General features: G+C 58.0%; 23 protein-coding genes. 17 read left to right on the top strand and 6 right to left on the bottom strand.

From position 1 onward, the window contains the following. Positions 1-121: 121 nt before the first annotated feature. The 5 genes from ACFDS3_RS13975 to ACFDS3_RS13955 all read right to left on the bottom strand — a co-directional run bounded on the left by ACFDS3_RS13975 (position 122) and on the right by ACFDS3_RS13955 (position 4,592). A complete protein-coding gene (locus ACFDS3_RS13975) occupies positions 122-1,774 on the bottom strand; it encodes an IS66 family transposase (RefSeq protein WP_375262965.1) in 1,653 nt (550 codons plus the stop codon). A 63-nt stretch (positions 1,775-1,837) separates the two neighbouring features. Continuing rightward, the gene (gene tnpB, locus ACFDS3_RS13970) at positions 1,838-2,191 is read right to left on the bottom strand and encodes an IS66 family insertion sequence element accessory protein TnpB (protein WP_240720600.1); all 354 of its coding nucleotides are present in this window, start codon (positions 2,189-2,191) and stop codon (positions 1,838-1,840) included. Beyond that, positions 2,188-2,616: a transposase gene (locus ACFDS3_RS13965; protein ID WP_375262964.1), complete on the bottom strand. Its 429-nt coding sequence runs from the start codon at positions 2,614-2,616 to the stop codon at positions 2,188-2,190. The genes tnpB and ACFDS3_RS13965 overlap by 4 nt, the downstream gene beginning before the upstream one ends. A 212-nt stretch (positions 2,617-2,828) precedes the next feature. Continuing rightward, positions 2,829-3,407 (bottom strand): hypothetical protein, encoded by a 579-nt coding sequence (locus ACFDS3_RS13960; RefSeq protein WP_375262963.1) that lies wholly within the window; start codon positions 3,405-3,407, stop codon positions 2,829-2,831. A 423-nt stretch (positions 3,408-3,830) separates the two neighbouring features. Further along, complete coding sequence (locus tag ACFDS3_RS13955; protein WP_375262962.1) at positions 3,831-4,592, bottom strand: hypothetical protein; 762 nt, start codon at positions 4,590-4,592, stop codon at positions 3,831-3,833. A 150-nt stretch (positions 4,593-4,742) separates the two neighbouring features. On the opposite strand from ACFDS3_RS13955, the gene ACFDS3_RS13950 reads away from it, so the two are divergent. From ACFDS3_RS13950 to ACFDS3_RS13940, 3 genes are all read left to right on the top strand, one after another. Next, a complete protein-coding gene (locus ACFDS3_RS13950) occupies positions 4,743-5,381 on the top strand; it encodes a recombinase family protein (protein WP_375262961.1) in 639 nt (212 codons plus the stop codon). Positions 5,382-6,041: 660 nt separating this feature from the next. Then, entirely contained in the window at positions 6,042-7,634 is a 1,593-nt protein-coding gene (locus ACFDS3_RS13945) for a hypothetical protein (protein WP_375262960.1), read from the top strand. A gap of 1 nt (position 7,635) precedes the next feature. Next, a complete protein-coding gene (locus tag ACFDS3_RS13940; RefSeq protein ID WP_375262959.1) occupies positions 7,636-8,586 on the top strand; it encodes an alpha/beta hydrolase in 951 nt (316 codons plus the stop codon). Positions 8,587-8,626: 40 nt separating this feature from the next. Here ACFDS3_RS13940 and ACFDS3_RS13935 read toward each other — a convergent pair whose 3' ends face one another. Then, the gene (locus ACFDS3_RS13935) at positions 8,627-8,911 is read right to left on the bottom strand and encodes a hypothetical protein (protein ID WP_375262958.1); all 285 of its coding nucleotides are present in this window, start codon (positions 8,909-8,911) and stop codon (positions 8,627-8,629) included. Positions 8,912-9,082: 171 nt separating this feature from the next. Between ACFDS3_RS13935 and ACFDS3_RS13930 the strand changes: the two genes are divergently transcribed. The 14 genes from ACFDS3_RS13930 to ACFDS3_RS13865 all read left to right on the top strand — a co-directional run bounded on the left by ACFDS3_RS13930 (position 9,083) and on the right by ACFDS3_RS13865 (position 20,588). Continuing rightward, a complete protein-coding gene (locus ACFDS3_RS13930) occupies positions 9,083-9,457 on the top strand; it encodes a hypothetical protein (protein WP_375262957.1) in 375 nt (124 codons plus the stop codon). Positions 9,458-9,566: 109 nt separating this feature from the next. Beyond that, a complete protein-coding gene (locus ACFDS3_RS13925; protein ID WP_375262956.1) occupies positions 9,567-10,076 on the top strand; it encodes a lytic transglycosylase domain-containing protein in 510 nt (169 codons plus the stop codon). 9 nt (positions 10,077-10,085) lie between these two features. Next, positions 10,086-10,370, top strand: coding sequence for a TrbC/VirB2 family protein (locus ACFDS3_RS13920; RefSeq protein ID WP_375262955.1), 285 nt, complete (start codon positions 10,086-10,088; stop codon positions 10,368-10,370). Position 10,371: 1 nt separating this feature from the next. Beyond that, positions 10,372-10,650: a VirB3 family type IV secretion system protein gene (locus tag ACFDS3_RS13915; RefSeq protein ID WP_375262954.1), complete on the top strand. Its 279-nt coding sequence runs from the start codon at positions 10,372-10,374 to the stop codon at positions 10,648-10,650. After that, the gene (locus tag ACFDS3_RS13910; RefSeq protein ID WP_375262953.1) at positions 10,640-13,000 is read left to right on the top strand and encodes a type IV secretion system protein B4; all 2,361 of its coding nucleotides are present in this window, start codon (positions 10,640-10,642) and stop codon (positions 12,998-13,000) included. Before ACFDS3_RS13915 ends, ACFDS3_RS13910 begins: the two co-directional genes overlap by 11 nt. After that, the gene (locus ACFDS3_RS13905; RefSeq protein ID WP_375262952.1) at positions 12,997-13,251 is read left to right on the top strand and encodes a hypothetical protein; all 255 of its coding nucleotides are present in this window, start codon (positions 12,997-12,999) and stop codon (positions 13,249-13,251) included. Before ACFDS3_RS13910 ends, ACFDS3_RS13905 begins: the two co-directional genes overlap by 4 nt. Continuing rightward, a complete protein-coding gene (locus ACFDS3_RS13900; protein ID WP_375262951.1) occupies positions 13,217-14,392 on the top strand; it encodes a lytic transglycosylase domain-containing protein in 1,176 nt (391 codons plus the stop codon). Before ACFDS3_RS13905 ends, ACFDS3_RS13900 begins: the two co-directional genes overlap by 35 nt. Before the next feature lie 12 nt (positions 14,393-14,404). Further along, positions 14,405-15,193, top strand: a complete 789-nt coding sequence (locus ACFDS3_RS13895; protein WP_375262950.1) for a type IV secretion system protein — start codon at positions 14,405-14,407, stop codon at positions 15,191-15,193. After that, positions 15,193-15,846: a virB8 family protein gene (locus ACFDS3_RS13890; protein WP_375262949.1), complete on the top strand. Its 654-nt coding sequence runs from the start codon at positions 15,193-15,195 to the stop codon at positions 15,844-15,846. The genes ACFDS3_RS13895 and ACFDS3_RS13890 overlap by 1 nt, the downstream gene beginning before the upstream one ends. Continuing rightward, positions 15,846-16,526 (top strand): TrbG/VirB9 family P-type conjugative transfer protein, encoded by a 681-nt coding sequence (locus ACFDS3_RS13885; RefSeq protein ID WP_375262966.1) that lies wholly within the window; start codon positions 15,846-15,848, stop codon positions 16,524-16,526. Before ACFDS3_RS13890 ends, ACFDS3_RS13885 begins: the two co-directional genes overlap by 1 nt. A 29-nt stretch (positions 16,527-16,555) precedes the next feature. Next, positions 16,556-17,992 carry a TrbI/VirB10 family protein gene (locus tag ACFDS3_RS13880; RefSeq protein ID WP_375262948.1) on the top strand — a complete coding sequence of 479 codons (1,437 nt, stop codon included), beginning with the start codon at positions 16,556-16,558 and terminating at the stop codon, positions 17,990-17,992. After that, a complete protein-coding gene (locus ACFDS3_RS13875; protein WP_090929273.1) occupies positions 17,992-18,987 on the top strand; it encodes an ATPase, T2SS/T4P/T4SS family in 996 nt (331 codons plus the stop codon). The genes ACFDS3_RS13880 and ACFDS3_RS13875 overlap by 1 nt, the downstream gene beginning before the upstream one ends. After that, positions 18,974-19,468, top strand: a complete 495-nt coding sequence (locus ACFDS3_RS13870) for a hypothetical protein (protein WP_375262947.1) — start codon at positions 18,974-18,976, stop codon at positions 19,466-19,468. The genes ACFDS3_RS13875 and ACFDS3_RS13870 overlap by 14 nt, the downstream gene beginning before the upstream one ends. A gap of 4 nt (positions 19,469-19,472) precedes the next feature. Next, positions 19,473-20,588, top strand: coding sequence for a type IV secretion system protein (locus ACFDS3_RS13865; RefSeq protein WP_375262946.1), 1,116 nt, complete (start codon positions 19,473-19,475; stop codon positions 20,586-20,588). Positions 20,589-20,739 lie beyond the last annotated feature (151 nt).

The raw sequence follows: 20,739 nt of genomic DNA, 5'->3' as shown, positions 1-20,739 counted from the left end.
GGTATGCGCCGTTCCCGCCCCATTGGGATTTCGCTTGCGGGCGGGAGTTTCGGCGCTCTCGGGTGACATGTTCGCCTTCGTGAGTGCTCAGAATGAGCTCACCGGGGACTCCCGGATGAGCTCATTCTGAGGGGATTGGGGCCGCGGCATAGGCCCATGGCATCAACGCATCGATGTCCTTGTCGAGATGGCCGTTGGCAAGCCTGGTGAAGAGATCGCGCAGATAGGCATAGGGTTCTACACCGTTCATCTTGCAGGAGCCGATCAGGCTGGCGAAGCGCGCCCAGGAACGGCCGCCCTCATCGTGGCCGGCAAACAGGGCGTTGCGGCGGTTCATGGCCGGGCTGCGGATGGCGTTCTCGACCATGTTGGAGTCCATGTCGACATGGCCATCCTCGAGGAAGAGCCGAAAGCCATGCTGGCGCCGAAGCATGTATGCGAGCGCCTCACCGAGGTCGGATTTCCGCGAGACGCGTGCGGCCTGGGCGGCCAGCCAGGCGAAGAACTGATCTACCAACGGTCGCGACAGGTCCTGACGGACGGCACGGCGATGATCGGGGGCTGACCCGCGGATCGCGTCTTCGATCTTGTAGAGCGCCGCGATGCGCACCAGCGCCTCGTCTACGATAGGCGAGCCCTTTTTCGGCTTGGCCTTGATCAGCTTTCGCCGGCCGTGAGCCCAGCAGAAAGCCAACCGCAAGGGATCGCCGCCCGTGCGCTTTGGCGTGGCGAGATGGGTATAGGCGCCATAGGCATCGACCTGGATCGTGCCGTTGAAGCCGGTCAGAATTTCATCGGCGTATTCGCCCTTTCGACCGGGCCGATAGTGGAACACCACGCCCGGTGGCGCCGGACCGTTCCAGCCCCGGTCATCGCGCAGCACCGCCCAGAGGTAGCCGGTCTTCGTCTTGCCACGCCCGGGGTCCAGAATAGGGGCGGTCGTCTCGTCGACATAGAGCCGGGTGCTGCCCTGTTTCAGCAGCACCGCCATATGGTCCACCACCGGCGCGATTAGCGCACCGGTTCGGCCCATCCAATCGGCGAGGACCGATCGGTCGATCGGCACGCCGTGTCGGGCCATGACCACGGCCTGACGGTTCAGCGGCATGTGCTCGGAATGCTTGGACACGGCGATCTGGGCCAGCAGCGCCTCGGTGGGCCAACTGCCCTCCAGAAGATGCGCCGGGGCTTTCGCCTGAACCACACCCGCGCGCCCTTTTGGGCAGGCGTATTTCGGGCGGATCGTGACGATCACCTGATAGCGCGCCGGGATGTAATCCAGCCGATCGACCCTGTCCTCACCGATCCGCACCATGTCGCCGCAACCGCATGGGCAGACGATGCTGTCGGGCTCGATGACGCGCTCGATACGCGGCAGATGCTCGGGCAAGGCACGCGCCTTGCGTTTCTTGCGCGGCGCCTTCTTCTCGGGATCGGTCTCGCTGGCCGCAATCTTTTCCTCGACCGCGGCAATCTGTTCCTGGGTCTCGGCGATGGCCGCTTCCAGATCCTCGAGAGCAAGCTCGAGCTGCGCAGGGTCCAGCTTTTCCGATTTCGGCCCGAACTTCGCCTGCCGGTATTGTCCGACCTGGCCTTCCAGCTTTTCGATCAGTGCCTTCAGTTCGGTGATGAAGGCGTCCTTTTCGGTCCCCACCGCTTGTTCATGCTGGCGGGCTGCACGCTCGACCGACAACTCGAACTGCGCTGCTTCGAACGCCTTCACAACCTCGGGCGGAAGGTCCGGAAACTGGCTGAGATCGAAGGGCTGAGACATGCGGATTCATAGCCGATCCGGACAGGAAAGGCCAATAAAACAACGTCAAAACAGCTGAGTAAGTCATCCCGCCGCAATGGGTGGAGCGACCCGTTGCGCAACGATCCGGCGCCAGTCCAAACCTTCGAACAAAGCTTCGTGTTGGGCCCGCGACAGCCGCATTGTCCCGTCCTGAACCTTCGGCCAGGCAAAGCTGCCCTGTTCAAGGACCTTATAGACAAGCACGAGACCGGTCCCGTCCCAGACCAAAATCTTCAGCCTGTCGCCGCGCTTCGAACGGAACACGATCGTCACCCCGGAGTGCGGATCGAGCTTCAGCTCGGTCTGCACGATCAGCGCCAGCGCCCGATGCCCGCAGCGGAAGTCCACCGGACGCGTCGCAATCAGGATCGGCTGGCGCTGTCCCGCGACGATCATGCTGGTCCTCGTAGCGCACGCGCCACCGCTGCTGCCCGCTCTGCCGGAACATCGCCCGGCACCCGAAGCACGAGGTCGTTGGCGATCTCGATCGTGATGACGCCGCCGGTCCGGCCGGCAACCATTGACGGACACACATCCTCAGACTCCACCGAAACCGGCACAAAGGCCGGCAAAGCGTCAGACGCCACACCGGCCATGGCGTCAGCGGGCAGGACAAGACGGCCCTCGCGCGCCTGACGCCGCCAATCTGAGAGCTGATGCGCTGCCAGATCATGCCTACGTGCCACATCCGCCACCCGCGCGCCCGGCTGAAAGCTCTCGGCCACAATCCGGGCCTTGACCTCTTCCGTCCAACGCCGGTAGCCGCGTGTCCGCTGCACAACCTCGATGCAGCCGTCAAACCCGTCGCCGCCATCCGCCATCATCATCTCCTTCTGAAAGCTCAGAACGAAACTCGCCGCTCGGCCAGCGTCGGGGAACCGCAGAAATCAATGGGGCGGGAACGGCGCATACGCTTATCGTACAGGGCGGCGTGCCGAGACGCCTTCTCATAGTGGGCCTGATGGTCACTGTAGATAGACATGTCTCATTGCCTCTAGCTGTCATGGTGCGGGGTCCAACTCCCGCCTTGATGCTAGAACGCGGGATTCGCGTTCTGGCAGAACTTGATCCACCTCGCAGGCAGAGATTGATGGTTCAACGGGACGCTATACTCCCTCAAGTTGGCCCTAAACCTGTCTGCGACCAACGTCGTGCACGGTCTCTTCGATCCGGCTGGCAGGTACTTCACAGCGATCTCGTACCAGTACGGGCTGTATCTGATGGCGCCTGACGCTGGGAAGGGTGGTGGCGTCTCCTTATCTTCTGCGTTTTTTTCTGTGCTAAAACTGCTATCGAAGATAGCTTTCTTAGGAGGGTGACGCGCTGTGTCGCTCATAGCCTGCTTGGCGGCTTCGAGTGTCCTGGCGAACCATGCTTTGAACCCGCCGAGGGCAATCCGATTGAACTTGTTCCTGAACCGGCTGTCCGGATCCTTGCGATACTCGCGTCGGATGATCGCGAGTGCTTCCAGCATCGCGAGCCACCGCTGGACGCTCCGATCCGTGACTTCGAAGTGCTCTGCCAGCTCATGGATGCAGATAGGCCGCGTCTGATAGGCGCGGTCCTTGGAAAAATCATACCTCTGATGTTCGAGATAGTAGAGGACCAACATGAGCTGGTTCGCGACTGGGCGCGAGTGCTGCCGGTACAGCAGTGGCTTCGCGTGCCTGGTGATGTAGTCGTGAAACTGCGCGGTCGATGGGGTCGGAAGTTTAGGTTGTCGTCTCGTCACTGGTCTTGTCCACGCTCGATGAAGCGAGGCGGTGAGCGAGCAAAGTTTTGGGGTTCGCACAGGTGCGTTTTTTTGGTTGCTCGCCATGTTGGGAGGGGTTAGAATAAGACCTGCAAGTGTTGGTCGTTCTGGGATTGGCGTCCCGGTTCTAGCCCCCCCGCAGGTTTCCGCCTCGCGGGGGTTTTGCTTTTTAGGGTTTGCGTCTGCTCCGTTTCTTGATTCCGTTGCGCGGTCGTTAACACCCTTAGCTTGGGTTGTTCGGTGCCGCGATTATTGTGTGTGGCGGATCGCCGCGCGCTAGGCTTAGTAGTTCACCTGCTCGTAACCGTACTGGCCCGCATAGTCGCGCCACTCCATGAAGACGGAACGGCTGGATGTGGAAGGGCAGTTCTGGCCGTATCGCTCTAGTCCGACGTGAGCGGCGGGCAGAGCACTTACGCTGGAATCCGTCCACCCGAAGTCCCCTTGGACGCCGTACGTACCGACCCGCACGTCGCTGGATCGGTAGCACCGCGGATCAGTGTCACCTATTTCACGCTGACTGGCTTGAACGTGGTAGACCCGGATAGAGCGAACGAAACTGAAGGCGTCACCGCTGATGTCGATGTCCGCCGAGCCGTTGTCGTCACTGTAGTCTTGCACCAGCTGTAGCATCAGCGACTCGGGCAGCCGTTCGGCGGAACCTCCGCTCAAGCGCATGACAGCTGGTTGCGGGACTGCATCGACGGCCGGTGGATGTTCTTGCGGGTACGATTGCCCTGGTACGTCGCGTCCCATCGCTATCTCAAAAAACCGTTGCACGTTGGTCTGCGAAGGATCGGCTTCGTAGGAGATGCCCATCGGACAGCGCCAGATTTGCAGCGGGGGTTCGATGGGCCAAGGCGTGATGCGGCGAATGAACTCGGCACGAGCGCGCTCGCATGGAACGGACGGAGGAAACCCGCCCGACAAGCAGATCAGGATCGCGCAGTCGATTGGGTAAGCGGCAGCAGGGGCTGCGCCGAAGGGTGAGCTGGCGAAAGCCAGAGCCGCTGCGGTCGCACTCGATCCGACGAAATTGAGCATCCTGGCCCCTCGCTTTTGCGCAATACTATAGTCTTGTACGCTAGGTGAAGAGGTTTGACAATCACGAGTTGACTGGTCTCGAACCCACCGAATTGGTCCGATGGCCCTTCTGGACATATGTCTAGTAGGGCCAACCTTGGAGGGTCGTAAGTGACTGAAAAATCAAGCACGGTGAAGGCCCCGGAACGGCAGGGTTCAAAGGGGCCAAAAGTTGCCATCTGCGCGCGCGTCTCGACGGCCGGACAGGACACAAGCCGCCAGGTGTCTGACTTAAGCGATTTTGCGGATCGGATGGGGTTCGAGGTGGTGGGCGTTTTCCAAGAAACTGCAAGTGGCCGGAACGATGCTCGCCCCGAACGTCGGAAGATCCTCGCGCTAGCGCAGCGCCGAGATATAGATGCGATCCTAGTGACGGAGATTTCTAGGTGGGGCCGTTCGACGCCGGACCTGCTTTCGACCTTAGATGAACTTGAAGGTCGCGGGGTGTCGCTTAGAGCACTGAATGGCTTCGACGTAGATTTCAAGACGGCCAACGGACGTATGGTCGCAACGCTGCTGGCGGGAATATCGCAATTCGAGGCAGACTTGCTTAAAGAGCGTGTTCGATCTGGTTTGGCGCGCGCGAAGCAAAACGGGAAGGTGCTAGGTAGGAAGAAAGGCGACGCGCCAGTAATGCGCAAATATGGCCGTAAGGTTCGTGAACTCGCAGCGGCTGGACGAAGCCAAAGATCAATAGCATCGGAGATAGGTATCGACCGAAAGACTGTCGCACGCATACTGAGCGAATAGAAAGACATTGAGGCTTCAGTCGATACCAGTATGTTTCAAACGTAGATCACGTCCTCGCACGGTTGGTCTTTCCACATGACCGCGATCTGACCCGTGTTCCACTCATAGAGCCACCCGACGATTTCACGGCTCTTACTGTCTAAGACGCGTTTGATTGCGCGTGCGTGTCTCTTTTTGGAAGACCGGTTCTCAGGTTTATTGGCGGAAAGCTGTGGGCTGTTATCTGGCGTTGTCATCATACGGTACCCTGGGAGTCGCAAAACAGTAATAGGTCTGGCGGTTTCTAACGATGAAAGTTTCCATTGATCGAGCATGATGCCGCGGCGAACCAAGACCGCCGATAAACTGATGACATGTCACTTATCGGTCTGCTTCCAGTCCTTCGGTTTTCGTAGCGACATGCACAATCAATGGAACCGAAATAGACACACGGATTCGACGTTGGCTAGTGACACGGCGACACGAACGACACGGAACGAAACAGCCAACGACATGATACGACATCGGCAACGGTAACCGACTGGCATGAAAGGAAAAACAGATCCACAAAATTAAGAAAATATTAACCGTGAGGGGGGTGAGGGTTCATGCAGTGCTATGTTACAAAGCAACCTCACATCGACACAGAAGTACACCTCGGACTGTTATTGGAACTGGTTGATGGCTAACGGAAAATACTACATCGATCCTCCCGCCACCGATCATGACTTCAAGTCTCTACTTCAGGTAGCGATCGCTTCTGGTGTCGGACGGCAACTGCCGCGGAATGGTGAACCGGTACAGCCCTGGACGGCTGAAGCGCTCACGACCGCGATCAAGCAAAATGAATCGCGTGGTGGCACGATCGACTTGCGCACTGTCCAGCGTTGGCTCGCACCTCATGGTCGAGGTGGCGTGAGCGTTCCCAATTTAAGCCGACTTGCGTTAGTTTTCGGGGGTGGTGATCCCAGCCGGACGCGATCTTGGCAGGTGGCTCTGATGCGGGCGCGGGAACGCACAAGAGCTGAACAGCGGAATGGCACGACCGAAAGCTCTTCCGAAGACCGCGTTCCCGTTCCTGACGAGAAGTGGTCGGATGTGGAGCTGGCCAGAAAACCTAGTTTGGCGAGGTCGTGGGAGTCTCTGTTCAGTGGCGATGACGCACTCAAGCTGTCAATTCTGATTTGGGCTGCCTACGCTGTGAATGGGCTGTTGAACGGCATCCTGAGCTTATTATCGGTGAGCTACAGTGTTACGCCCGTTCTTTCGAAGGAGGTCGGGTTCATATGGGCCCCGACCTGGACGCTTCTGCCCGCACTAATCCTGCCGCTGTTTGTCATGCGTTTAAGCGACATACTCGCGCACTGGCGATACTACGGCCGCTGTCGGCTTTTAGAGAATGCTTCTTCAGAAAATTGTACCGCGAAAGATACCTTGGCATGGGATGCACGGTTGGATGGAACTTCCTTTCCATTCTGGATGATCCTCGTGCTGTGTGTAGGAGGTGTCTTCTTTGCGCAATGGGCCGGGATATGCCTTCGGCTGTACGCGGATGGTGAAGCCGGGATATACCAAATTGATAGAAACCTACTGACGCTTGTTCGACCGGAATTTATTGGGCCATTTGCATCGGCACTTACTTCTATGTTCGGTTACCTCTATTCGGCCCTTTACGTTTTCATGTTTCTGACGGGTCTCATGTTTCTCTTCATCTTGGCTGGAGATTATGAGATGCTAGCAAGGAACGCTAAGGGCGTTCAAATCGACCGAAAGATCGCGATTCAGGAGGGTTCGTATATCGCGCTTGCTGCGTTCGATGCTGCGCTCTTGATCGGGTGGGCCGCTATTACGATCAAGCTACAGGCTGCTTATTTGTCGTCGGATGCGCCTAATATCGTCTTATGGCTGTTCCGTGACTTCACCGCAGCCCTATGGCTGTCTGACGAAGCGAATGGGAGCCTTCCCAATACGTCTGTCTCACACTTCACGACATTTCTGATGGTAGCGGTTGCCAGTTTCGCACTCTTCGTTTGCGCTACGCGGGTCGGCCGAGGTCAAGTGGCGCTTTGTCAATCGGATCAAGATGATGACAGACCACCACATTCCCAGCTTGGGTATGTTTCTTGGAAGACGTTTCTTTTCTGTCAAGTTGTTCTCGCCGCCAGCCTTCTGTCCATAGGACAGGTTCAGGGCTTCACACTGGCACTTATCGGCTGTCTGGCCTTCTCGGTCTGGTGGCTGACGAGGCCTCGCATCCGTCTTGGAAGTGAATAGCATGGAAGAAGCACCGTTCTTTACAGAGATTGCAGAAGGGCCGGAAGGAGGTCGCGCCTTCTGGGTTCGAGCTGACGACGGCGTGAGGCTTCGGCTTGCTCACTGGCCAATCCCCAGCTCGAATTCGCAAGTAAAAGGGACTGTGTTCGTAGCGCCTGGACGGTCCGGGTACATCGAGCGCTACGGGCATTTGGCTAAACGACTCCGCGTTGCGGGTCTCGGCACTTATGTGATTGATTGGCGTGGTCACGGCTTGTCGGATAGACTGGCTGAGGATCGGAAAGTTTGCCACGTTGGGAGGTTTACTGACTACCAACACGATCTCGATGCAATGATGCAGGCGGCCTGTGATCTTGATCTGCCGCGGCCTTGGATGCTGATCGGCAACTCTATGGGAGCTGCTATTGCTCTACGCGGCCTGATCCGTGGGATAGAAATGAGTGCCACGGTTTTCGTTGCGCCGATGTGGGGCATCACATTGCCGGCAGCTGTTCGCCCCATAGCGAGCCTGTTGTCTAAGTCGGCACGGCTTAGCGGGTTCGGAGAACGGTTTGTGCCTGGACAAGATGGACAAGCTTATTTCCTGAGAACCCCCTTCGAAGAGAACACTATGACAGGGAACGCCGATGAGTATGCCTACTGGCAGTCTCAGGCGAAGGCTCATCCCGAGCTAACTATCGGTGGAGTTAGCTTCGGATGGCTCAACGAGGCTTTGAAAGAGTGTCGCGCGCTCTCTTCGATGCCTTCCCCTGCTACCCCGTGTTTAGCTATGTGCGGAGAGGCTGACGGGGATGTGGACAGGGAAGCGATCCGTAACCGCATGGGGCATTGGCCAAACGGCAACTACGTCTCGGTCCCGGAAGGTCACCATGACCTGCTATCTGAGGTGCCGGAAATTCGTGAGGAGGCAACCGATCAGATCCTCGACCTCTTCGATAGCAGCAAGCCGTGAGTGACTTGAGTGGCCGTGCGGCGCCGGTCGCGTGTCCCGCCTAGCGGCCCAGAATGTCTAAGAACGCACCGTAGTCTATCGCGACCTGTTGTGCTTCGGCAAATGCACGAGCGCGTTCGGCGTCTAGGCACGAGAAGTACCTGGGGACCTCCGACAGGTACGCTTCGAAGTCTTCCTTGATAATGTTGGAAAATTCCCGCGCGTCGTTCGCGTTGGTGGGAACGATCGGCCGAACGGGCGGGAAGCAGCCCTGCGCGAAGGCATGCGGTGTTTCCTCGATCACGAACAGCACAAAGACAGCCGATGTAGTCAGGACACGGCGCATGTTCTGGTCCTGTAGTCTCTTTGAATCACGAGTTCTGACCCCTAAGGATGTTCCGAGAGAGAAAAGTACCACGATGCTCAACAATGTAGGTTGTGGTGCGTCACTATAGTATTGTACGGTCATGGCAACCCTGACGGGTGGCCTGACCCTTCGTCGAGAAGGACCACAGGCGTGGATAAGGACCTAGAAAAAGAAGCGCCGAATGTGGTTACGGAAGCAGAATTCCGGATGTTGGTTGCCAGCGGCTTCCAAGCCGAGATCGTCTGTCTGGGGGAGACCTACATCAAGGGGTCAGTCTGGTACGGCGAATGGATCATTCGTGTGGTCAGTAGCGACCGGACTTTTGGGAAAGTCCTTTCCGTTAACGTGCGGAGAGGCGTCGCTGAACCCGAACAGATCAAATTCAGGGCGTTCAAAACCATTAACGGTCTTTGCTCATTCTTCCAAAAAGTGGGCTTTGAGCATATGGACATTCCGTTCGTCCGAGGGGGAAGAACCGTCTTCTCGCTGCCGCCTGAGTCAGCGACGAAGGACAGTACCGACTAGCGCCACCGGACTTTTACTAGCAATTATCGTTTCTGCTGGCTCCGCTCGTGCGGACGTTCTCGTTGTCGGCGAAAACGGATTCGTAGAATACGAACTCGGAAATAGTCTCGTGGCTTTCGGCTCTGAGCCAATCCAGCCGAAAGTGACGGTTTCCACAAGTGGCTCTCACGCTCGCCCTCACCGGGTCATAGTACCCCGCGCCGAAATCCTTGACGCTATCCACAATGCTGGCTTCCGCTATGCGAGTGATCGCGCGGTTGCGCATGCTGGATTGTCGGCAACGGATTGGGTGACGCTTTTCCGCTCCAATATCCAGATAGAGAGCGCTTTTAATCCGAACGCGCGATCTCACGTTGGCGCAATCGGCCTCGGGCAGTTGATGCCTGAAACAGCACGTCAGCTTGGGGTCAACCCGCATGACATGCACGAGAACCTTGATGGTTCTGCGCGGTATCTTCTCGCGATGCTGAAACGCTTCGGTTCGGGAGAGTTGGCGCTCGCCGCATACAACGCGGGCCCAGAGGCAGTCGCTCGTTATGACGGTATTCCGCCATACCGAGAGACGCAGGGACATGTTCGGAAAGTCATGTCCGTATTCAACCAGATTTCGTCAAACTAGGAGCGACACATGAAAAAACAGTTTATTATGTTCGGGGTGTTCACAGCCCTCCTTTGGGCGCACCCTGCACTGGCGCAGGATATCGACCTGAGTGCGGTCGATAGCCTGCTGAACAGCATCCTGGAAGCTCTGACCGGTGTGACAGGGCGTACCGTTATGACCATCGTGGCGGTGTTTGTCCTGCTCGGTGGCGCGTTCAACTTCATGGATTGGGCGCGTGTATTCACGCTGCTTCTGATTATCGTCGTCATCGGCGTGATCCCGACCGTCGTTCAGTCGATCTGGGCGGTGTAAAATGCAAGAACGGACCCCCTTCTATATCGCACTAACGCAATCATCCAAGTTGTTCGGCTTGCCGTACGGATTTGCGTTGCCCTTCATGGGGGGGACCGTTCTACCGCTGATCTGGTCAGTGAGCGTCTATACTGCGGTCTGGTGCATCCTGGTCTACGGGCTCTGCCGCTGGGCCGCTGAGAAAGATGAGAAAGTCATCGACGTTTTTCTGACCGGATCGCGTGCCGTCCCCGGCACGCGCACGCGGAAAATGTTTGGGGGTGACAGCTATGGCGCTTAATGTGTCGGCTGTTGCCGCCAGCATTGTTTCGCAACGTGATATTCTTCGGAACGGCTTCATGCATGTTCCATATGTGACGCTTGTGGACGACAAGACTGTTCGACTTCGCGACAACTCGTTCATGACTTGTATTCGCGTTGAGGGTCTGAACGCCGCCACGACTTCGGACAATGAACTCGATAGCATGAAGAAGGCTTTCGCGGGCGTTGTGGCACAGATGGGTCCGAACTTCACGGTCTACACCCACAAGGTGAGTCGCAAAGTCGACCTGACGACAGAACTCGAACCGTTGAAGGGGAGTGATTTCTCCACCGCGATCGACGAACGTTGGAATAAGGGTCTAAGAGATCGTGAGCTTCGGGATAGCATTCTGACAATTTCAATCGTCCGGACCGGGCGATTGAAAAAGACCGCTGGCTTGTTCCAGCGTGCAAGCAACTTGATCGACGGTGCCAGTGACGCCCGCGACATCGAGATGCTGGAGGAAGTGTGCCGTTTCATGCGGTCAGCCATCGGCACGAAGGCGACCCGAATCCTGACGGCATCCTCGGGTGATCTTCTGGGCTTTCTCGGCTCGGTCCAAACGGGCGACGAACGTCCTATCTATCCGAGTGGCGCTTTGAACGTCATTGCCGATGATATTCTGTCGGATCGCGTGACCTTCACGGCAGGTGGCTTCCGACTTGAAGATGGTCCACTAGGTGAACGCTATGGGCAAATTCGGGTGCTTAAGACGTACCCGCCTCAGTCCTGGGTGACCATCTTCGATGACTTCGCGATGCCATGCGATTATGTCATCACCCAAAGCTTTACACCGATCAGCAACAATGCGGCCGCCGACATGATCCAGCGCAAGCGTCGGATCATGAACTCCACGGCTGACGTTAGGGCGCAAGCTGGTGAACAGCTTGCCGCCCTCCATGAGCGTGTGTTGGTCCAAGACGTTTCGCTGGGAAACCACCAACTGAGCATTGCCCTGCTTGATAAGGACGAGGTGAAAGTCCGGGAGCTTGTGTCGGAACTCGAAGGAGTGGCGACCAACTGTGGGGCCCGTCTGGTGAAAGACAACTTCGTGAAGAAGGCACATTACTTCGCGCAGTTTCCCGGCAACCTGGCGACCCGTTCGAGGATGAATGTTATCACCAACGTCCATTTCGCGGATTACGCTTCATTGCACCGGACCCCACTTGGCAAAGCCGGTAAGGATGTACCCTGGGAGACGCCGATCGCTGTCTTCCCCACCGCAGGAGGATCATCATATCGGTTCAGCTTTCACCGGCGAGGCTCGGCTGAAGGCGAGCCGCCGGCGGGTCACACCCTGATCCTGGGTGACACCGGTTCTGGGAAAACCGTCCTCGCGTCCTTTCTGATGGCTCAGGCACGCCGTACTGACACGCGCGTTTTCGTATTCGACTATCGCCGGGGCTTGGAGATGGTGACGCGCGCCATGCGAGGACGCTACTCCGTGATCGAAAGTGGAATGCCAACCGGCCTCAATCCGTTGTGGGTTGAGACGGACAGCGAAGGCGTTTCCTGGCTGACTGACTGGCTGTCAAACATCTTGTCTCCGAATGATGAACTTTCTTCGCTGCAAACCCGCGCGATCATGGAAAACGTCAAGCGAAACGCCGATGCAACGCCGGGTCTGCGCAAATGGGATACCTTCGCCAAGCAATTCGCATCGACGGATGACGATGGACATGTTCAGGCGCGTGTCACGGAATGGGCAAAAGGCGGCCGCTTCGGCTGGGTCTTCGGAGATACCTTAGAAGACACCTTTTCGCTGGACGGTGACGTAGTTGGGTTCGACCTGACTCAAATCCTCGACGCGCAGTCGGATCGGGAACGGACTGCGGTGCTGTCGTACGTGTTCCGTCGCATTGAGCGGCAGATGCAGGACAGGAAGCGCACGATTGTTCTCATTGATGAAGCATGGAAAGCCATCGACAACCCATACTTTGCCACTGTGATCGAGGGTTGGTTGGCTACGCTCAGGAAGCAGAACGCGGTTGTCGTTATGCTTTCCCAGAACGCATCGCAGCTAACGCGATCCAAGGTCGGCGAGAGGGTGTTCAGCTTTTTCCCAACCCAAATCCTCTTCCCCGATAACAAGTCGGCGTATGACGATTACACGGCCCTCCGGCTGAACGCCGCTGAGCTGGACATCGTGACGTCCAGATCAACAGGGCGCAATTTCCTGCTGCGCGATGACGATAACTCAGTCGTTCTTAACGGCGATCTCTCTTCGCTTGGCAGTTACCTACAGATCCTCGGAGGCGGCGATGCTGGTCTCGCCGCGGTCGGCCCGAAGTTTCGCGATCAACCCGACTTTTGGAGAAACGCAAAATGATTAAGAACGCTGTGCTGATCATGGGATTGCTGTCCATTTCAGGTTGCGCAACAACCTCGATGAAAGAGGCTCGGTGCAAGTGCTTCCGCGCCGATGGCACGGCATCGGGTTCATGCGATTTCGAGCCCTTGCCGGGGAATGCCGCCGTCTACTCGTTCATGGCCTCGGGGACGACCGACCTGGCTGGGTCACGGATGTCTGTCGTTTGGGCCGGTGATGAAGGCAAAGATCCGGAACTGTGCGGTGTGTGATTTTCGCTGTCATAAGCTCCGTCGGCTGATCGCTTCTTCTGCGATGTTTGCGCTGCTGGCGAGCGGCGCGATGGCGCAAGGTGTGCCGGTGTCGGACGGTAAGAGTTTCGCGGAACGCCTGCGCGCGTTTGCCCAACTTGAACGGGATGAAGACACGCAGGTCGAGAAGGCAGCGAACCGGGCGGAAATCCGAGAGTTCGAAAAGCAGCAGATCGAGGCGCTCGATAACATGATCGCTGCTTTTAGCTCGGTCTCCACGTTTCAAGGCACGTTCCTGGGCGGCGACACCAGCATGGAGGGTGTGCAAGAGGTCTATGGGCCGCTTGCCAATCCGGGTGGACGCTTCGTGTTCGGGGACGCTCGTGAGAACATCGAAGAGCTGATCATTCGGGGGTCGCAGGATACGTACGGGTTGCCGGGTGTGAGCGCCGCCGGATTGTCGCCGCTGCAATGGCGTTGTTTGATGCAGGCGCTGATCTGGCAGGAGAGCCGGTTCAAGGTAGGCGCGCGATCGCCGGCTGCGGCCTTCGGGCTCACTCAGATCATTCCCGGCACCGCAAGGGACCTGGGCATCTATCCTGAGTATTACACCGATCCCTACGTTCAGGTGGTGGGTGGAGCGCGGTACTTGGCAGCCCAGCTTCTGCGCTTCGACGGAAACATCGTGTTCGCGCTGGCCGCCTACAATGCAGGACCGGGGGCTGTTCTGGAGTACGATGGTGTGCCACCGTACAAGGAGACCCAGCACTATGTGCAGGTGATTCCGGCAAAGTATAATAGCTACTTGCTGACGGTCGGCGGTGTCGAGGCGCAAGGCACTATTGATCCGGCCCTCTATGCCGCTGCGAGTGCAAGCCTCTTGTCGGCGGGGTCTCTGCATTATGCCGAGCATGAACTGGACAATGCTCAACAGGCCCTTATCCGTGTTCGCAACCTGGTAGCTCAGATTGGGTCAACACCTGATCCCAAAGAGGCTTACGACCTGAATACGATGATGCGCGCTGAGTTGATCCTGATCCTTAATGCACGGATCCGGACAAAGGCGGCACGGACTCAAGCCGAATACGCTCAGAATGCCGCTAGGCTCGCGCAACAACGCGTCGTCATGTCCTACGTAGATTTTTCCCTGCCTGACCTTTGATCGGAGTCTGCCATGAATGTGATGAATTGGCTTAAAGTCGCAGCGTCCTCCCTAAGCATCGCTGTCTCCCCGGTCATGGGCGCCGCGCAAGGCGTACCTGTCGTGGATACGCAATCCTTCCTGCAGCAACTCAAGGCATTTGAGCAAATGCTGACGGATGCAGGGCTGCAAAACGACCAGTTGAACCAACTGCTCGAACAGGCGCGTCTGCTGCAAGAACAGATGGACAAGCTGACGGAAATCCAAGGTCTTTTGGAAGATCCCGCAGAACTGCTCGGCATGGTGATGGGGGACGATCTTGATGGTCTGTTGGAGGGTGAGTTTGACGTCAACATCGTCGGAACGATCCTCAAAGGGTCTCGCGGCGACTGGAGCGGTCTGCAAGGAGCAGGAGCTGACGCCTTCAAAGAACGTGTGACAGCAGCCTTGGAAGGTGCGGGCACGTCTCAGTCACAGATCGAAGCTCTAGCCAACTCTGGCAACGTGGAAGCTGAACGGAATGCGACGGCTACCACGTCAGGTGCGGCAACATCGGCTGCGGCTGAAGTGGCATACGATGAGGCCGCCCAATCGGTGGAGCGCGTTAAACTGCTGGTCACGGACATTGGGAACATGGATTCGCTGAAGAAATCAGTGGATCACAATACTCGCGTCACGGCGGAACTGGCGATCGCGATGGCAGCGATGTGGCAGCTCGAAAGTGTCCAGACGATGAACGTCGGTATGGCGGGCGTGCTGGATGCCGCCACCCTGGCGGACATCGAGAAATTCACCGACTTCACCCAACCCGAGTTTGACTAATGGCCGATAATGCTAAGACAATTTTTGAGGCCGAGGTAATCTATGGTGCTCAACGGCGCGAGAAATACTGGAAACTCGCGACGGCAGGAATGACTGTGACGGCCATCTTCGCGATGGGAATGGCAGGCGCAGTGATGGTTTGGCACAAGCCACCGGCGCCGGTTGTGGTGCCGTTCGATCCGACGACAGGCATGGCTGTTCCGAATGCGAACGTGGTTGGTGTTACGCTCGATGAGCGCACTGCTGTCGTGCAATCTCTCGTTTATCAGTACGTTCAAGATCGGGAGACCTACAACCAGATCGACAATGACATTCGGATAAACCGGGCACTGGCAAGAACGGAAGGCACGGCTCGGGAAGGTCTTGTGAGCCTTTGGGATTCGGGAAGCGATGAGTACCTGCCCGACAGGTACGGGGATCGGACACAGATTGACGTCGTCGTTACCGGCATCACGCTGCTTGATGAGGGTCGGGTTCAGGTCAGGATGCGCAAGCGGCTCACCAATCCAGATGGGTCCACGACCGGCAATTTCACTGCAATCGTTGGCTATGACTTCGACCCGAACGAGCAACCGACGCTTGAAGCAGTATGGCGCAATCCCCTCGGCTTCACTGTGACGCAGTACGAACTTTATGGAGATCGGCCGGAATGATGCGCAAACAAATCCTGTGTGCTTGCCTTGTCTCGTTTCTGGCCGGGCCAGCGTTCGCCGAGGCGGTGCCCGGGCGCGGCGCACATGACAGTCGGGTGCGCGTGACCCGGCATGTCGATGGCCAAGTGTACCTGATCAACACGTCGCTTACCCGTGCAACGACTGTAGAATTCGAGGAAGGTGAACGCATCGTCTCGATCGTCGCTGGTGACACCGAGGCGTTCAAATTCCAAAGTGTTCCCGGTGATCGCGTCTTCGCAATAAAGCCGACCGCGCGTGGGGTGAATACGAACGTCACGGTCTATACTGACCGTCGGTCCTACTATTTTTCTCTGCAAGAGGCGTCGAATGCCTTTTATGTGGTCAGGTTCGACTATCCCAAGCGGGCAAGCCAGTCGGCGGGAAACCAGCCTCGCCGCACGGTGCAGAATGCCAATTATGGCGTCAGTGCGAGCAGTGAAATCACCCCCGTCGCGATCTGGGATGATGGTTCGTTTACCTACTTCCAGTTTCGTCCGAACGCCCCCGTCCCTGCGATCTTCAAGGTCACAAATGGGATGGAGCGGAGCGTCAATTCTCAGGTGGTCCAAGATCGCGTTGTGCGCGTGAGCGGTACGTCGCGGCAGTGGGCATTGCGACTTGGTGACCAAGAAATCTGTGTAGCGGAGTTGTTCTCATGAGTGAGGGTACAAGCGACCTGCGGGCCAGGATGGCCGAGATCGAAAACACTGCGGCGGCCAGCGGCAAGCGCAGCTCTGGCGGGAAAATCGCCGGGATCGCGTCGGCCGTCGTCGTCGCTGGACTGGGCGGGTACATCCTCCTCAACGAGTTGTCGCAACCCGACGAGCCCACGGCTTCTATACCCTCGGCCGCCGCGCAAGAGTTCCCTGCGGACAGATCGGCCGCGGCTAGTCTCGAACAGCCGGCGGCACCAGAACCAGTGATCGTCGAGCGGCCTGTTGTCACAACGCGGACAGACAGCGCTACGCTGGCTCGCTTGGAGGAGCTGGAGGAACAACTGGTGGCGGCCCAAGCACTGGCTCAAGAGCGCGAAGACGAGACAGCAGCCGAGCGTGAGTTGCGCGAAGAACTGGAGCGTGAACGTGATGGATTCTCCCGTGATATTGCGGCTCTGCGTAGCGCGGCTCAGAATGACCAGGACCGCTCGCGAGAAGCTCTTCAACAGTTGCAGGATAAAGTCGCAGCACTTGAGCGCAGCAGCAGCACAGCACGGCAGCAGGCGGAGACAGAGCTTGCGAGGGTTCGCGCGGATGCACAGCAAGAGGCGGCGCGGCGCGAGGCCGAATATGCACAGCAGCTTCGTGAGGCTCGTGCGGTGGATCCCCTAGAGCAAGAGCGGCTGGAGCTGGAACGGGCGCAAGCAGAACAGGCCCTACTCGATCGCGAGCGCCTTGAAGCCCTTCGCGACGAACGGTTGGCTCAGGAACAGAAACGGGCGACGTCTGATATGATCGCTTTTGGTAGCTCCGGGGCTACAGAAGCGGGCGCCGCAGAAGGTCGTGAGTTGAGTGAGGCGGAAGCGTTCGTGAAGAGGGTCGTGGAACCCGTAGCGGTTTCCCGCGCGTCGCAAATCGCAAACCCGCAAGCCACCATCCCGCAAGGTTCGATCATTCAGGCGTCGCTAGAAACGGCCGTGGATAGCACTCTGCCCGGGGCTATCCGCGCCGTAGTCTCAGAGGACGTTCACAGCATCGACGGTTCAGCGGTCTTGATCCCGGCCGGGTCGAAGGTCTTTGGAGAATACAGTGACGGCATTGCGCTTGGTCAAAAGCGCATCCTGATCGTCTGGACCCGGATTCTGACGCCGAGCAATCGCTCTGTGTCTATCGCGTCCTACGGTTCCGACCGCCTGGGAAGAAGCGGGACTGGCGGTGCGGTCGATTCCCGGTTTGGCACAAAGTTCGGGGGCGCTGCCGCCATCTCTATCATCGGCGCTGGTCCCGCGCTCATAGCCGGTAAGACCGATGATCGAGTGACCGGCGAGACACTCGAGACCGTGGGCGACGACCTGACCCGCGCGTCCGATAGCGCCATTGGAGAGTATCTGACGATCCCAGAGACGATCTATGTGCGGCAAGGCACATCGGTCTCGATCGTGTTGGACCGAGATGTGGAAATTCTTTGATGGAAGATACTTACGTCGACAAGGCGTTCGCTAAATTGCGGCCCTTGCTGAACGACAAGCTAGTGGAGATCAGCGTAAACCCTGACGGGCGGGTCTGGGTGGAAAACCGGGGCGACGCCGACATGCAGGCATCTTCCATCCGCCTGACGCCGGATGAAGTGCATGATGCAGGAATGCAGATCGCGGCCGATGGCAACATTAGGCTCTCGGAAAAGAACCCGGTCGGAAGTGTCTCGATCAACTACCGTCAGTGGCTAATTCGGGCTCAAATGGTTCAAAGTCCAGTTGTGCGGGGCGGAGACGCTTTGTCCATGCGGTTCTTCAAGGCCGACACGGAGCTGTTCGAACCAGCCTATCTGGGGAAGGGTCCTGAGAGCACAAGCGCCCTTCGCCGCGAGATGACGGATCAAGTTTGGGCGCTGGCCGAGAACAATCTCACGGAAGCCTTGAAGCTGTGCGTTTCAGAAAAGCTGAACATCGTTGTCAGTGGCGGCACCAGCTCCGGCAAGACAACGGTAGCACGCTGGCTGATCGCGCAGGTGGCGGATACGGAGCGTATCCTGACCATTGAGGACGTGCCGGATCTCGTTCCGAACCAGCCGAACAAAGTGATGATGGTCTCCGATCGGAATGCCCCTGAGCGCAGTCCGGACAGGCTGCTACAGGCGTCGTTGCGGATGCGGCCAGACCGGATCATCCTCTCGGAAGTCACCGGCTCGGACGCCTATACCTTCTTGAAGGCCATCAACACCGGCCACGGTGGGTCTATGACGACGGTGCACGCAGAAACTGCCGAACTGGCGATAGAGCGCATGGCGCAGACGGCGTTGGAGGCGGACGCAAAAATGACCTATCAGGACATGATTGCATATGTGGTTCGGTCCATCGACGTGATCGTTCATGTAGGCAAGAGAGATGGAAAGCGCGGCGTCCTGGAAGTGTTCCTACCGCGAACTTACGATGCTCGGAAGGACACGGCCCATGAACCTGGCTAAAGTATCTTTGGTTGCGACGGTCTGCTTCGGTATAACGGCTGCATCTGGCGTACGAGCTGACGGAGAGCAGCTGGGCGTCACGCTGCCGGACCTGACGCCGGCGGCTGTCCAAGAGGACGGATATGTTGACCCGTCCTTGAAGCGGAGAACCAGCTGCACGCAATCCCCCAGCCGTCCAGGCTGGGTGATGGTGCAGCCAAAAGGGTATGAATGGCGGGTTGAGCTGGCGATGGCGTGGAAGGCCCTGCGCACCAGACGAATGCTTGCTGAGGACGACACATGCACCTGCGATACCCTGTATCCTGACTGGACCGCCGTTCGGCCGGATATTGAGGCCATGTGGGAGAGCATCGGGACGCAGCCGCGTGCCAAATGGTCGCCCTCGACCGCTGACTTGTATTACGAGACCCTGTCTGGCCTGTCCCGCGAACACTCCAATATGTCGGTAGCGATCGGTCGCCTTTGCAGTAGTCCGGAGTAGCACGATGGGTTTCATCGAAAGCACCTACGTCTCGACGCTTGCGTTCATCGAGGGCGTTGGCGAGTCCGAGTACCTGGCTCTGGCTGCATCGCTCGCTGAAACCGCTCAAATTCTGTCGGCCTTGTTGATCATCCTTGTTCTCATCAACATGGGGACTCAGACACGGCCGATGCTTGTGAGTGACTCACTCTGGCTCATCGTGCGGTTCACCCTGATCGCAATCTTCATGGGTAGCTGGAGCTTGTTCGATGACGTGTTCCAAGCCTTCAACGAGATGTTCGAAGCTTTGGGCAACCAGCTACTATCGGCAAGTCTCGGCGCGAACGACACAACCAGCTTTGCGCGGGAGTTGGACAACCTGTCGGCCAAGGCAGGGCAGTTTGCGAACGTTCAAGCTGGGCGGCTCAACATCCTCGGATCGGTGATGAACGGCATCATGGTGGTGCTGATCGGCGCCCTCGGTGCTTTCGCGACCTTGGCGCTGATCATCTCGCGGATCGTCTTGGCGGTTCTGGTTGGCCTCGCGCCGCTCGCAATCGTCGCCTCCATGACGAACGTCACAAAGTCATTCTTCTCGTCATGGCTGTCGGCCGTGATCTTGATGCTCCTGTTTCCTCTCGTTTTGAGCGGTGTGTTCGCAACGATCCTTGCGATGGGAAACAACACGATTGCCGGGCTAGAAGCTGATGCGGAAATGAATATCGGCACGATCATACCTGTTGTCATGGTGCTCATCCTGTCGATCATCATGGTCATTCTGTCACCTGTTATCGTGTCGATGGTGGGTGGCTCGATCGAGCTGGGTAGAATGACGGGCGCAGTGGGTGGAATGATGGCGCGCGCTGCGGGTACTGGTGCGAGCCTCGCTGGAAGAGGTGCGGTGGGGGCTGGCCAAGGTGCCTACGGCGCTGGCCGTGGTGCAGCGGGGTACGATGCAGCGTATGGCGCACCGGCGTCGCAACGCGCCGGGGCGGCCATTGGCGGGGCTGCAAGAGATACTGCCAACTTTGCCCGTCCGTCGCAGCTAGGTTCAAACCTGGTACAAGCCGGTGAACATCGGGCGGCTCAACTCAATCGCTTGTCCGAACGGATCGAGCGGTTCCGCAAGCCGTCACGCTGATAGAATAAGGGGGCCTTCCGGCCCCCTTGTCGAACGGCGGGCATCTTTGACTCGATACGGCGGATTTTCTGAATCCTGTCAGCAGGCCGCTTCAGGGTAAGCATCCGGCGTAGGCCGCCGTCAGGCTGCTTGGCGATGCTCTGTGGCTTTC

Origin of the sequence: Palleronia sp. (assembly GCF_042089775.1) — a bacterium.
In the GTDB taxonomy this organism is placed as follows: domain Bacteria; phylum Pseudomonadota; class Alphaproteobacteria; order Rhodobacterales; family Rhodobacteraceae; genus Palleronia.
The sequence above is the reverse complement of the archived record's forward strand: the minus strand, read 5'-3'. Positions and strand labels throughout refer to the sequence as shown.